We start from the raw sequence: 12,915 nt of genomic DNA, 5'->3' as shown, positions 1-12,915 counted from the left end.
CTTTCATGCTACTCAATTGATTTATGAATGGTGATAACAAAAGCCTTATCCACCATAGTAAAAACTAAACCAACGAATCCTATGAATACCGAGCAGTACCTTGGCTACATGAACTCCATTGTACAAACAAATTTGAACGAACAAACAGCACCTTACAACAAAGCTGACTATTTGGAATACACAAGATTAAATACCAGCAGGCAAAATCGTTGGTTGAAGACTCAAACAGTTTCAGAAGAGTTAAAATCAGTATTGAGCGAAATCAAAAGCCCTCAACAATGGTTAGTCATCACCGAACCTTGGTGCGGAGATGCGGCACATGTGAATCCGTTTATTATGTTGGCCGCTCAAGAAAATAGTCTCATCAACCTCACATTTGAATTGAGGGATTCTGTGCCATTCAGCATAGAGAAGTACCTTACCAATGGAGCAAAGGCTATCCCTAAATTAGTTATCCGGGATGAGCATGGAAATGATTTAGCAACTTGGGGACCACGCCCAGCTGGTTGTCAAGCTCTATATACAGAGTTGAAAGCACGTAATGCAGCTTTTGACGAAGTGTTGACTGCTGTTCAAAATTGGTATAACAGCAATAAAGGTCGAGAAATCCAAGAAGAATTGACTGCGCTGTTACAGGAGGTCGTGATTAAAGTTAAGGATGGTGAGATGAACTTGATTTAAAATAAATTTAAATTAAGAAAGGAATCTGATAACCATCCTCATACTATTCAAATCTAAAGCCTTTCTGGTTAAGGCTTTAGAAATCCCTTGTGTCTTTGAGCCTTGGTGGCAATTTAAACTTTTTTATAGCCACAAAGACGCTAAGACACAAAGGATTTAGTACTAAACTATCGCGTTTTTAGTTAAACGTTTTTAAATATTACTCAACAGAAAGCTACTTTTTTTCAAAGCAACGCCCCAAACAACACCTCCACGGGATGCAAAGCCTTTCGTTGGGTACCGTCTGCGATCTGATGACGGCAGGAAGTTCCAGGCGCAACGATGAGTGTCTCCTCACTAGCGGACCGCACTGCGGGAAATAAGACCATCTCCCCTATTTGCATGCTCAGCTCGTAGTGTTCCTCCTCATAACCAAAGGAACCAGCCATGCCACAACAACCCGAAGGAATCGTTTCGACGGTATAATTCTGCGGGAGGCTTAATAATTTTTGCGTCCAGTTTAAGGATGACAAGGCCTTTTGATGGCAGTGCCCATGCAATTTGATGGTCTTGGATTCTTTGGTAAAAGACTCAGCAGTGATATTTCCTGCCGCAATCTCCCGCCCAATAAACTCATCTATCAATAAAGTATGAAACTTGACTTTCTTAGCAGCCTCCACCAAGTGCTTATCCACCAAGCGTGGGTATTCATCTCGGAAACTCAAGATAGCCGATGGCTCAATTCCTACCAAAGGCCGATCTCCACTGACCAAGTCTTTAAAGGTTTGGATATTTGCATTGGCATGTTTCTTTGCTTTTTCTAGCAATCCTTTTGATAAAGCTGAGCGACCGCTCTCTTCATGATCAACCAGCAGCACCTCATAACCCAATTTCTTCAATAACTTCACCGTAGTAATGCCAATACTAGGCTCATTGAAATTGATAAACTCATCTACAAAAAGGTAAATTTCTTTGATCACAGGCTGCTTCACAGGTATACTGCTAGCAGATCTTTTCAACCATTGACGGAAACTCTCTTTGGCTATCACAGGCAAATCCCGTTGAGGAGCAACTCCCAAAACTTTTTTCAACAATCCTCCTGTCAAGGAATTGCTTAAAGAAAAATTCGTTAAACCTGGTATTAAAGAACCAAGTTTATTCAGTTCATTGATATGTGCAAAGGCTTTGGAGCGAAGCGGAACACCGTGCGTCTGCTGATATTGGTACAAAAACTCCGCTTTCATGGATGCCATATCTACATTGGAAGGACATTCGGCGGTACAACCTTTGCAGGAAAGACACAAATCCAAGGCATCTTTGATCTCTGCATGATCGAAAGGATTGGAAGGTTTATCCTTTGTCAAAAATTCCCGTAAGGTATTGGCCCGTCCACGGGTAGTATCTTTCTCATTGCGGGTAGCTTGATAACTTGGACACATGGTACCACCAGAACTCGGTAGCTTTCGGCAATCTCCACTTCCATTGCACTTTTCTGCTAAGCGAAGAATCCCTCCCACTTGAGAAAAATCAAGTGCTGTATTGTGCTCCGGCGTTTGCATACCAACTTCATACCTCAAGGAAGTATTCATCGGTGCAGTATCTACTATTTTACCCGGATTGAAGATATTGTCAGGATCCCAAGTGTATTTGATGCGTCTAAACAACTGATAATTTTTATCCCCAACCATCATCGGGATAAAAGGGGCTCTTACCCGTCCATCCCCGTGTTCTCCAGAAAGTGAGCCGTTGAATTTCTTGACCAACTTCGCAGATGCTTCAGAAATTCTGTAAAACTCCTCTACATCTTCGGCCTTTTTCAAATCCAAAATCGGACGCATATGAATTTCTCCGGCTCCCGCATGCGCGTAGTGCACGGGATCTTGATTGAACCCTTTGAGGATTTCATCGAGTTCATCTATGTAATCGGCCAGATCCTCGATATCTACAGCCGTATCTTCAATGCAGGCAACAGCCTTGGGATCACCTGGAATATTCGCTAATAAACCTAAGCCAGCACTTCGGAGGGCCCAAGCGGCCTTGGTTTGATCAGGACCTATAACTGGATAAGCGTAACCCAGTCCTGCGGCTTTCAAACCCTCAATTAATTTCTCTCCTTTCCCCCTCGCTTCCTCTTCCGATTTTCCCGTGAACTCCACCATCAAAATTGCCTTGGGGTCTCCGTCCACAAAGTATCGGTTTTTACTGTATTCAATACTTTCCTTCGTACAATCCAAAATGATTTTATCCATCAACTCCACGGCAGTCGCAGGATGCTTCATGGCAACTTGAGCCGCTTTCATGCTTTGATGGATACTTTCAAAGTGAGCCGCTACAACGACCTCGATGGGGTCTGGGAGCGGATCCAAACTGATTTTTATCTCTGTGGTAAACGCCAAAGTCCCTTCCGAACCACTCAATAACTTACAAAAATTGAAAGGCTCATCCCCTTCAAATAGCTCGGACTTCAAAAGTTCGTCTACCGCATACCCCGTATTTCTTCTGTGAATACTCTTTTTAGGAAATTGTTCGTGAATTTCCTTTCTAGCGTCTTCTGCCTGGAGTTCTTCCCAAATCTGCTGATACAGTTTTCCTTCCAGATCCGACTGAAGTCGTTTTTGTTCAAATACTTCAGAAGTTAGTGAACCAAAAACCGCAGGACTTCCATCACTTAAGAGCACCTTCAATTCCATCACCTTATCTCGGGTAACGCCGTAAACGATGGAAGTGGTCCCAGAAGAATTGTTTCCTACCATCCCACCGATCATGGCCCGATTGGCGGTGGATGTGATAGGGCTGAAAAACAATCCATGAGGTTTCAAAAAGCGATTCAATTCATCTCTTACCACACCCGGCTGTACTCTCACCCACTTTTCTTCCGCATTAAACTCAATAATGGAGGTAAAGTGCTTGGAAACATCCACTACGATACCATTGCCCACACATTGACCTGCCAAGGAAGTTCCTGCTGTACGGGGAATCAGGGAAGTTTGATGTTTTTTAGCAAAGGCAATAAGCAGTTGAATATCCTTTTCAGACTTTGGAAAAGCCACTGCCAACGGAATCTCCCGATATACGGAAGCATCCGTAGCATAGAGGGTTTTGCTCAGGGAATCAAACTTCAACTCTCCCTCCAAAGAAGAGGCAAGTGCTTGCAAAAAAGGCAATAGGTTTGTGGGATTTGTACTCATGTGTCAAAAATACACAGAGAATTTTGTGAGTATGGAAAAAAGGGGAATTATTTCTCGCAGAAGGCACGGAATACACAGAAAAAACAGGATAGTTCAAGTCTTGAGACTTGGACTAGAATGGTTGCAGTCTTTAGACTGCTGGTAAACAGTCTGTAGACTGTTGAAAGGATAGGACCAGAACTAAGTCTTGAATCAATGTAAACTAACGCTTTGTGCCTTCGTGCCTTTGTGTCCCTTCTACCTTGTAGCTTTCATATTTTTTTAGTATACTGCCTTAAAATTACGATTATGGCGGGTGGAACTTCAGGGTTTAACATGATTCAATCTTTCAAGGATAACAGAAGCATCAAAAGCAAACGTGCTCCGTTGAAAGATAATCCGTATCATGATAAAGCAGGAAATCGAAATGAAAAAGTAGATCCTGCTATTTACAATGCTCTTATCGATGAGCGACATAGCAGAAAAATATTTCAGAAACGATTGAGTTTCGGTGTATTCTTAGGAATTATTGCTACTGCCATTCTTTTATTTTTATTTCTTGGATGATACAAATTGGTCAGATCATTTCTTACCCTCAATTGCAAATACTCAGTACCGTTAATTACCAAAACTCTTATACTATCATAAGCTGTATTTCATTGCAGTTGAAAACTCCCTACATTTGGGCAAAATAGGCTTCTATGTTTTTTATTCTATCCCAATTTCTCAGTTTCCTAGTGATGCCATTGACACTGATCTTCCTCGGATTAATCACTGGTTTTTATTGGCCTGACAGGAAAAAAGGAAAGAAAATCATCCTTCTAAGTATAATATCACTATGTTTTTTCAGCAATCAATTTCTAGCCAATTGGGCCATGCAACGGTGGGAACCTAACTTTATCCCCTTGAGCGAGGTTCCCAAACATGATATCGGTATTGTACTTACTGGTGTAACCAACCTGAGTAAAACTACCTATGACCGTACGTTTTTCAATAAAGGAGCAGATCGGATTACTCATGCGCTTCAATTGTATAAAGAAGGTAATATCAACAGGATTTTGATTACGGGAGGCCAAGGACTTAATCCAACCAACCCCAATACAGAAGCTAAACTCTTGAAAGACTTTTTACTGGTTGCAGGAGTTCCGGAAACAGATATTATCATAGAAGACCAAGCCAAAAACACGTATCAGAACGCAATTTTCACAAAGGAAACCTTACAAGAGCTTGATATCCCGGCAGATCAATCCTTTATATTAATTACATCAGCCTTCCATATGAAAAGAGCGAAAGGCTGCTTTGAAAAGGCTGGTTTCATCACTTATCCTTTCCCTACGGACTACTATGCCAGCGATACCAAATGGGACATCCCCCATCTTTTCTACCCAGACCCCTATGCCATTTTTATGTGGCACAAATTGGTGAAAGAGTGGATGGGTATTGCGATGTATAAGGTGGCAGGGTATATGTAAATGATAATAGAAGCGAGATACTAGATATTAGAAGCGAGATACTAGACTTGCCTGCTGCAAGCAGGAGTGTGATGTTAGAGTTTTTGAGACAATAAACAAGAGATAAAGCTTGTCCAGAAGATCGGGGAATCAAGAAAAATAAAAGAAGGGAGATCCTACAAGCGAAACAAAAAAATTAAATGTCCTCCCTTGCGAGCGTTGCGTCCATACGTTGGGACAGTAGCGTGAAAAAATGCTCCTTTACATGCTTATTTTTGCAAATTTGAAAACTTGATGAATACTAAGCGTGTGAAAAATAATATCATCCTTATAAAACCATGCCCATAACAGCTGTAGAAGGTGGCTTGCCTATATTCAAAAACGGAGACCTCATTGGCGCTATTGGTATCTCAGGAGTTACTTCTGCTCAAGACGGGATCATCGCTGAAGCAGCGCTGAAGGCTGTGGGTTTGATGGAATAGCGATACTTAATTGAAAACTAATTTTTGGAGAAAAATTCGATTAGGCGAGTTTTTTCTCCAGTTTTGATTCTCATAACATTATGACTTTACTTGTTTCAAAAAGCAAATGCTCATTGCGCTGTACATAGCCCAGCTGATTGGTCAATAGTTTAGTATCTCCAATTTGGAATGTAGCGGTATTGCTATGATGATGCCCATACACCCAAGTGTCTATTCTGGATGTATCAATTAGGTCGTACAGCTCCACTGCAAAGGCTTCATTGAGAATACTATCCTTGTATTGTTGAGGATAATTGAGAAAGGTTGGACAATGATGGGTAAAAACAGCTACCTGGTCCACTTTCCTGTCATTTAATTCATCGGTCAAAAACTCCAAACTTTCCAAATGCAGCTGATTGTATTTCTCCGCTGAAAGACGATAACCTTTATTTTTGATCACATGAAAATCACTCAAGCTACGTTCAATCTGCCATTGATATTCTGGACTAATATGACTCCACAGGGTAGAGAAAATAAGTTGCACATGATCATGAACCACCGAAGTATTGTTCACCAAAAACACGTTACTTCTAATGGTTTCATGCAACACACCACTTTTTTGGGCTATATCAAAATGGTAATATTCGTGATTGCCCGGTAGCCAATAAGTAGCTTTAAAATGATCCGAAAGAAAACTAAAAAACTCCTGATGCTTATCCATGAGCACAAATGGGACAATATCTCCCGACAATACCAAAACATCTGCCATTGGCTGCAAAAGATTCCTCTTCAAAAATTGCTTGTTGGCAGGGAATTCTAGATGAAGATCTGAGGCATATTGGATTGTCATAGTTAAATATAATATTCGTTTAATGATTGATTATCCAATTTTTTCAATGTAACATTCAAAGTAAACCTTAGTCAATAATCCCCCAATGGCGCTTCAAGTCTTCCAATTTCTTACTATCCAAAAATGAACGAAGCCTAAAACGCATAGTTACCTCTTGACCATTAGTAATAAACGAAAGATGATTCCATGAACCACTGGACCGCATAGGATATTTAACCACAAAGACATAACCTGTATTATCCCTTCCCTCATAGTCATAACAAATAAGTTTGGTTATTTTGACTTCATCTATCCTAAAAACTTCTCCATCTAAGTTAAATCTATCGGAATAAAAGTTCAATTTAACTGGAAATGATCCAAATACCTTTTCTTTTTGCCATCATTTTAAAAACGCTTGAAAATAGCAAATTGAAAATATAGAAAGACCTATGGCCAATCCAACAAAGGCATAATCAAGTATGAAAAGTAATACAGCTAGTAAAACGAAAAACCAACCAATTAAATTTTTTCGCTTATCCAACAACTCTAATCGTTCACTTGGCTTGAAAACATGAGCTTGAACTATTTCTGACATCAGATTTAACAAATCAATAAGATAAATTTTCAGAATAATCTAATATGCAAAAGATTAAATTGACTGAATTTAAATCCAGTTATTTAGCCATATCCAACTCCCCCAACAATCTCCTTGCCTCTACTACCAAAGGCTGCTGTCTAGTCTTCCAAATCCGATAACCAACATAGGCAAAAATGAAAATGATTAACAAGAATAAACCAAAGACCCAGCAAAAGTTGACCCAATTTAAGTCGTCTTCTTTAGGATTGTTGACTACCAATGATAAGGCAGTTCCTACACTTAGCAATGGAGGAATGAGTGCTCCTAATTGAATGACCTGTATATCAAATCGCTGTATAATCAAGGGTAAAAGCTTAGCTGCAGGAACAACATAGCTGAAATTTGCCTTTTTTCTCTGCTCCCAAAAAAGATACCCTAGAAAGTAGGCAACACCAAACAAGAAAGAATATGCAATCGCACGGTCATACGTACAATCGCAGGATTCAATAGATACAACCCAAGCTGCTAAAAGTGCTATCCCTCCAAATAGGCTATACACCCACTTCATGGTTTTCGAACCGGCAGAATTGTAAGCATCCTCTTGCTTACAAGCTTCAATTAGCTTTTCTATCGATCCCGTCAAAGAAGGCTTGTTTGAGTTCTGTTGATTCATCTCCATATAATTTCAAAAATAACTAAATATTTATTTTTTACTATTGTTAGTCAGCTTTTTTGTTTCCTTTTCCAGATAATCCACAAAATGCTTCTCAGCCTCACTCAGGTCTGAAACCGTTAAAGCTTTATATTTTTCATATTCTAGTTTGGCTTTATCAAGCATCTGTTGATGACTGATCTTGCCAGCATGGGTTAGAATTTCATTTCCTGTCATTCTAAGGAAATCATCTAATCGCTCAATCCAATCTTTCATATACATAGGTTTACGATTGAGTGCTTGCAATTCCGCCAGTTCCAAATAAGCTGTCACCATTCGATTGAGCATATTCAGTTCTTCCTCATTGAGGTAATTTTTGGCAATTTCCAAATCCTGTTTGGTAGGTTTAGCCCCTTTAAAATTTGTAAGACCCAGATTGGGTTTGGCAGCATCGATCCGTTTATAAATCAGTTCAGCAGCAGTATGTCCATGAGCCGCCCAATGTATTTTGTTCTGCACAGTCTGAAAAAACAGCACGGAAAGATCACTTTTTGGATCATAATCAATGCTAGTAGCATAGATATCCAAGACCTTTCTCCAAAATACCTTTTCGCTACTCCGTATGTCACGGATGCGAGCCAAAAGTTCATCGAAATAATTCCCTCCTCCCGCTTGCTTGAGTAGCTCATCATTTAGGGTAAACCCTTTTATAAGATATTCTCTCAATCTTGCTGTGGCCCATTGCCTGAATTTGGTTCCCTGAAAACTCTTAACACGGTAACCGACAGAAATAATGATGTCAAGATTGTAAAAATTTGTAGGCTTGGTAGAAAAATCGGAAATTCCGATTTTTTTCTTAGAGGTATCTTCATCTAGTTCGCCTTCTGAATAAATATTAAGTATGTGCTCATTGATTGTGGATCTGGACTTTTGAAAAAGTTCAGCCATCTGATCAATTGTCAACCATACCGTCTCATTTTCAAGGCGGGTTTCTATTTTGGTTTTACCGTCTTCGGTTTGATAGATTAAAATGCTGCTGCTTTCCATATTTCACTATTGATTCAAATGAAAAATCATTATCTCAATTAATCTTTACCACCATCTAGTGTCATTCTCGATTCCCTGATTCGGGACAGGCTTTGTCTTTTGCTTCCTTTTAGCTGGGTAAATCCTAATCCTTACAGTTTTCAAAGATTTATTCCGGTGATTTGGTGTGTTCCCTGACGTTACATGGTAGTGGGTTAAAACCCACGTATATGATCAGGAAATGCTCATATTTTACCAGGTTTTAACCCGGGAAAATTGGTGGAGTTAACAACTGAATTTTAATTTCTCTACTTGGATACAGATTTTTGAATACGAATTCTTCCGCATTTTCCTTGCATCCTGCGAGCTTCCTCTCTCATCCTTCCTCCTTCATCCTTTCCCCTAATGCTTCCAATCCCACTGATCCATCTCCTCCAAACAAGCTTTCAATAAGCGAATAGAATTTCCAATATCTTCCTTATGCGCCATTTCAATCACCTGATGCAAATGGCGAGTGGGGATGGAAATAGCTCCCGCTATCGCTCCCTGTTTACCCATACGCTGAACACCTGCGGTGTCGGTTCCTCCAGCTGTTAGGATCTCGGGCTGCCATTGAATCTGATGTTTTTCTGCTGTAGCTTTCATAAATGCCACCATGCGGTAATCGCAAATAGTCATGGCATCCATGATTTTGATAGCAGTACCTTTGCCTAATTCGGTCACCTTTTCATGTGCTTGTGCACCAGGTACATCAAATGCAATGGTGGTATCCAAGGCAATTCCAAAATCAGGATTAATCTGATGAGCTGCTACATTTGCTCCACGAATACCCACTTCTTCCTGCACAGTAAAAGCCGCATATACATCGTAAGCTGGATTTTCCAATTGCTTCAAGGTTTCCAATTGGATATACACAGCCACTCTATTATCAATAGACTTACAGTTGACACAATCCCCCATCTCTATCAATTCCCTATCACGGGTAATTGGATCGCCGATGCTGATGAATTTTTCCACTTCTGATTTGGGCATGCCCATGTCAATAAAAAAATCTGTCACCTGTGGCATTTTATTTCGCTCTTCTGGAGACATCACATGGATGGGTTTGGTACCCATCACTCCTATTAAATCTTTTTTCCCATGAATAATCACCCGCTGAGCCACCAATGTTTTAGGATCAAAACCTCCCAAGGTGTGGAATCTCAAAAACCCATTGTCATCTATATGCTTGACAATAAAGCCTATCTCATCCATGTGGGCCGCGAGCATTACCCGTTTTCCCGATGGATTATTTTTTGCTTTTTTAATGGCAATGACATTTCCCAAATTGTCGACTTGAACCTCGTCCGCGTGTGGACTAACCTGTTCCACTATAAAATCACGAATTCTTTTCTCAAAACCCGGTGCTCCTGGGATTTCACAGGTTTTACTTAGCAATGCTACATCTATACTCATCTATCTTAAATTGCTTTTTGTTGAAAGTGAACGTATCCTCAAAAATATGAAATGACACCTTTAAATAGAAGGTCCCTTCATTGAAACTTCCTTGAAAAAAAAAATGATTTCGTAAGGCTTAAAAAAAGCTCCGAAGAATATCTCCGGAGCTTCTAGCTTTTTATTCTCCTTGTGCCAAGCTATATCCTCTGACACCATCGAAGGTATATAAATGTTCGGTCTTGATAAAGTCAAAGCCCAATGCTTTGATCTGTCCTAACAATTCCAACACATCTTCATGAGTGATCACAGATTGATCAGCCGTCTTGAATCTGCATCTCCAGTGATCTGTACAGAAAGTTTCTGGCTGTCCCTCTGGAAATACCTTTACACCTCTATTCGTGATCAAATGCAATTTCAACCCATTGGCATCTGCTTTTCTAAGTCTTTCTCCAATCGAATCTGGATTTCTATTGTCTTCATCCCAATCGATGAAAACATCTACTCCAACCAACTCTTTTTTGGCTTTGGTTACTGGTCTTAGCTTGATGCTGATAGGCGTCGTGTCTGATTTATCAAACTTGGCCGGCACCATACTAGCAGGGATTTGACCTAAACGCTCGATCACTGCTTGCGCAAATGCCTTGGTTCCTACTTTCTGGGTAGAAAGACCCTCCTGATAAATATCCCCTGTGTGAATACCATCTTCCAAGGTCTTCATCCAAGCATTGGCAACTTTCTCTGCTACTTCCGGCTGACCGATGTGTACTAACATGGAAATCGCACCATTTAATAACCCCGATGGATTCGCCATATCCATTCCAGCAATATCAGGAGCAGAGCCATGGATGGCCTCAAACATGGCCACTTCAGCACCTACGTTGGCCGAGCCACCTAGTCCCACAGAACCGGTCACTTGAGCAGCAATATCAGAAATGATATCACCATACAAGTTGAGGGTCACGATCACGTCGAAAATTTCTGGTCGTTCAGCAATCAATGCCGAACCGATATCGATAATCTTGTGATCATTTTCAATCTCAGGGTATTCTTTAGCAATCTCATCAAAGGTTTTGTGGAATAGACCATCGCCCAACTTCATGATGTTGTCTTTGGTCATACAAGTCACTTTTTTTCTACCATATTTCTTGGCATACTCAAAAGCATAGCGAATGATTTTTTCAGAACCAGGCTGAGAAATCAATTTCAACGTTTGATATACCTCTTCTGTCTGTCTGTGCTCGATTCCAGCATATAAATCTTCTTCGTTTTCACGAATGATGACCAAATCCGTCTTTGGAAAATGAGTTTTTACAAATGGATGATATGCTTTGCAAGGTCTGACGTTTGCAAAAAGTCCAAAAGATTTTCTAGTGGTAACATTCAAACTCTTGAAACCTCCACCTTGGGGAGTTGTAATAGGAGATTTTAAAAATACTTTGGTCTCTCTTAAGGATTGAAACGCTTTAGGCTCCATACCTGAACTGATTCCTTTTAAATATACTTTTTCACCGATTTCGATGACATCATATTCCAGTTGAGCACCTGCTGCATCGAGGATATCCAAGGTTGCTTGCATGATTTCAGGTCCAATACCGTCACCGTAAGCTACTGTGATTTTCGTTTTTGAAGACATATATAATTGGGTTTTTGTGATTTTACTTTGGCGCTGCAAAAATACAAAATTAAAGCGGAAAGGCAGGATAAACCTATCATAAATTAGCAGTTATACGAAATAAATCAATGCATTACTTTTCTTTTAAATTTAGGCCTTTCATTACTTATCCATTGTATTTTTCTAAGAAATGCTTTGGGAATGCTCTCCTCACTCGTATATTTGACGTCTAACATTCACCTTAATTATGGCTGAAAGCAAAAACATCTTATCGGAAGAACGTGACGGGATTCTATACCTAAGCGTCAACCGAGAATCCAAACTGAATGCTCTCAACTTTGCAACCCTTGAGGAGTTACGAATAATCTTCGAAGAGGTTGTGGATAACAAAAACATAAAAGCGGTAATTATTACTGGTTCGGGAGAAAAAGCATTTATTGCTGGTGCAGATATCAGTGAAATCGCTGAATTAAGTGAGCTGAATGCCAGAAAGTTCGCTGAAAATGGCCAAGAAATATTCAGTTTGATTGAAACTTGTCCAAAACCTGTTATCGCTGTGGTCAATGGCTTTGCATTAGGGGGCGGTTGTGAGTTAGCCATGGCCTGTCACATGCGAGTAGCTACTGCTCATGCTAGATTTGGACAGCCTGAAGTAAACTTGGGAATTATCCCAGGATATGGTGGAACGCAGCGCCTGACATTTTTAGTAGGCAGAGGAAAAGCCAATGAGTTGATGATGACGGGAGACATGATTGATGCAACCGAGGCAAAATCACTTGGATTGGTTAATCATATTTGCGAAACAAAAGAAGATGCATTAAAGAAGTCAGAGGAAATTCTAAGGAAAATCATGAGCAAGGCTCCTTTAGCGATCGGAATGATTGTAGACTGTGTAAATGCCGTTTACACCTCAAATGAGGATGGTTACCAGATAGAGGCCAATAGTTTTGCCCGCTGCGTCAAATCGGGTGATTACAAAGAAGGTACTAGTGCCTTCCTCGAAAAGAGAAAACCAGTCTTTAAAGGGGAATAACATCCCCTTT

The 12,915-nt window shown here is 40.2% G+C and carries 13 protein-coding genes; 5 read left to right on the top strand and 8 right to left on the bottom strand.

The window, feature by feature from the left end:
* Positions 1-81: 81 nt before the first annotated feature.
* Positions 82-681: a thioredoxin family protein gene (locus IPZ59_RS10795; RefSeq protein ID WP_236136056.1), complete on the top strand. Its 600-nt coding sequence runs from the start codon at positions 82-84 to the stop codon at positions 679-681.
* 224 nt (positions 682-905) lie between these two features.
* On the opposite strand, the gene IPZ59_RS10790 is transcribed toward IPZ59_RS10795, so the two are convergent.
* The gene (locus IPZ59_RS10790) at positions 906-3,848 is read right to left on the bottom strand and encodes an FAD-binding and (Fe-S)-binding domain-containing protein (RefSeq protein WP_236136055.1); all 2,943 of its coding nucleotides are present in this window, start codon (positions 3,846-3,848) and stop codon (positions 906-908) included.
* Positions 3,849-4,136: 288 nt separating this feature from the next.
* Between IPZ59_RS10790 and IPZ59_RS10785 the strand changes: the two genes are divergently transcribed.
* The 3 genes from IPZ59_RS10785 (at position 4,137) to IPZ59_RS10775 (ending at position 5,760) form a co-directional block, all read left to right on the top strand.
* Entirely contained in the window at positions 4,137-4,394 is a 258-nt protein-coding gene (locus IPZ59_RS10785; protein ID WP_236136054.1) for a hypothetical protein, read from the top strand.
* 134 nt (positions 4,395-4,528) lie between these two features.
* The gene (locus IPZ59_RS10780; protein WP_236136053.1) at positions 4,529-5,299 is read left to right on the top strand and encodes a YdcF family protein; all 771 of its coding nucleotides are present in this window, start codon (positions 4,529-4,531) and stop codon (positions 5,297-5,299) included.
* Positions 5,300-5,616: 317 nt separating this feature from the next.
* The gene (locus tag IPZ59_RS10775; protein ID WP_236136052.1) at positions 5,617-5,760 is read left to right on the top strand and encodes a heme-binding protein; all 144 of its coding nucleotides are present in this window, start codon (positions 5,617-5,619) and stop codon (positions 5,758-5,760) included.
* A 70-nt stretch (positions 5,761-5,830) separates the two neighbouring features.
* Here the strand turns inward: IPZ59_RS10775 and IPZ59_RS10770 are convergent, their stop codons facing one another.
* The 7 genes from IPZ59_RS10770 to IPZ59_RS10740 all read right to left on the bottom strand — a co-directional run bounded on the left by IPZ59_RS10770 (position 5,831) and on the right by IPZ59_RS10740 (position 11,893).
* Positions 5,831-6,589 (bottom strand): metallophosphoesterase, encoded by a 759-nt coding sequence (locus IPZ59_RS10770; protein WP_236136051.1) that lies wholly within the window; start codon positions 6,587-6,589, stop codon positions 5,831-5,833.
* A gap of 67 nt (positions 6,590-6,656) precedes the next feature.
* Positions 6,657-6,929 (bottom strand): hypothetical protein, encoded by a 273-nt coding sequence (locus IPZ59_RS10765; RefSeq protein ID WP_236136050.1) that lies wholly within the window; start codon positions 6,927-6,929, stop codon positions 6,657-6,659.
* A gap of 39 nt (positions 6,930-6,968) precedes the next feature.
* Entirely contained in the window at positions 6,969-7,163 is a 195-nt protein-coding gene (locus IPZ59_RS10760) for a hypothetical protein (protein WP_236136049.1), read from the bottom strand.
* 79 nt (positions 7,164-7,242) lie between these two features.
* Positions 7,243-7,818 carry a hypothetical protein gene (locus tag IPZ59_RS10755; protein WP_236136048.1) on the bottom strand — a complete coding sequence of 192 codons (576 nt, stop codon included), beginning with the start codon at positions 7,816-7,818 and terminating at the stop codon, positions 7,243-7,245.
* Positions 7,819-7,848: 30 nt separating this feature from the next.
* Positions 7,849-8,844, bottom strand: coding sequence for a virulence RhuM family protein (rhuM, locus tag IPZ59_RS10750; protein WP_236136047.1), 996 nt, complete (start codon positions 8,842-8,844; stop codon positions 7,849-7,851).
* Positions 8,845-9,225: 381 nt separating this feature from the next.
* Entirely contained in the window at positions 9,226-10,278 is a 1,053-nt protein-coding gene (locus tag IPZ59_RS10745; RefSeq protein WP_236136046.1) for a M42 family metallopeptidase, read from the bottom strand.
* Positions 10,279-10,438: 160 nt separating this feature from the next.
* Positions 10,439-11,893, bottom strand: coding sequence for an NADP-dependent isocitrate dehydrogenase (locus IPZ59_RS10740; protein ID WP_236136045.1), 1,455 nt, complete (start codon positions 11,891-11,893; stop codon positions 10,439-10,441).
* 226 nt (positions 11,894-12,119) lie between these two features.
* Here IPZ59_RS10740 and IPZ59_RS10735 point away from each other — a divergent pair, with 226 nt between their 5' ends.
* Complete coding sequence (locus IPZ59_RS10735; protein WP_236136044.1) at positions 12,120-12,905, top strand: enoyl-CoA hydratase/isomerase family protein; 786 nt, start codon at positions 12,120-12,122, stop codon at positions 12,903-12,905.
* Positions 12,906-12,915 lie beyond the last annotated feature (10 nt).

The sequence above is a fragment of the Mongoliitalea daihaiensis genome (genome assembly GCF_021596945.1).
GTDB classification, from domain to species: domain Bacteria; phylum Bacteroidota; class Bacteroidia; order Cytophagales; family Cyclobacteriaceae; genus Mongoliitalea; species Mongoliitalea daihaiensis.
This window is presented reverse-complemented; position numbering and strand designations above follow the sequence as displayed.

What these genes read in the sequence shown, in the direction of transcription:
- IPZ59_RS10780 (WP_236136053.1), top strand. Translation starts at nt 4,529, where the DNA reads ATGTTTTTTATTCTATCCCAATTTCTCAGTTTCCTAGTGATGCCATTG.
- rhuM (WP_236136047.1), bottom strand. Translation starts at nt 8,844, where the DNA reads ATGGAAAGCAGCAGCATTTTAATCTATCAAACCGAAGACGGTAAAACC.
- IPZ59_RS10755 (WP_236136048.1), bottom strand. Translation starts at nt 7,818, where the DNA reads ATGAATCAACAGAACTCAAACAAGCCTTCTTTGACGGGATCGATAGAA.
- IPZ59_RS10745 (WP_236136046.1), bottom strand. Translation starts at nt 10,278, where the DNA reads ATGAGTATAGATGTAGCATTGCTAAGTAAAACCTGTGAAATCCCAGGA.
- IPZ59_RS10795 (WP_236136056.1), top strand. Translation starts at nt 82, where the DNA reads ATGAATACCGAGCAGTACCTTGGCTACATGAACTCCATTGTACAAACA.
- IPZ59_RS10740 (WP_236136045.1), bottom strand. Translation starts at nt 11,893, where the DNA reads ATGTCTTCAAAAACGAAAATCACAGTAGCTTACGGTGACGGTATTGGA.
- IPZ59_RS10790 (WP_236136055.1), bottom strand. Translation starts at nt 3,848, where the DNA reads ATGAGTACAAATCCCACAAACCTATTGCCTTTTTTGCAAGCACTTGCC.
- IPZ59_RS10775 (WP_236136052.1), top strand. Translation starts at nt 5,617, where the DNA reads ATGCCCATAACAGCTGTAGAAGGTGGCTTGCCTATATTCAAAAACGGA.
- IPZ59_RS10760 (WP_236136049.1), bottom strand. Translation starts at nt 7,163, where the DNA reads ATGTCAGAAATAGTTCAAGCTCATGTTTTCAAGCCAAGTGAACGATTA.
- IPZ59_RS10735 (WP_236136044.1), top strand. Translation starts at nt 12,120, where the DNA reads ATGGCTGAAAGCAAAAACATCTTATCGGAAGAACGTGACGGGATTCTA.
- IPZ59_RS10770 (WP_236136051.1), bottom strand. Translation starts at nt 6,589, where the DNA reads ATGACAATCCAATATGCCTCAGATCTTCATCTAGAATTCCCTGCCAAC.
- IPZ59_RS10785 (WP_236136054.1), top strand. Translation starts at nt 4,137, where the DNA reads ATGGCGGGTGGAACTTCAGGGTTTAACATGATTCAATCTTTCAAGGAT.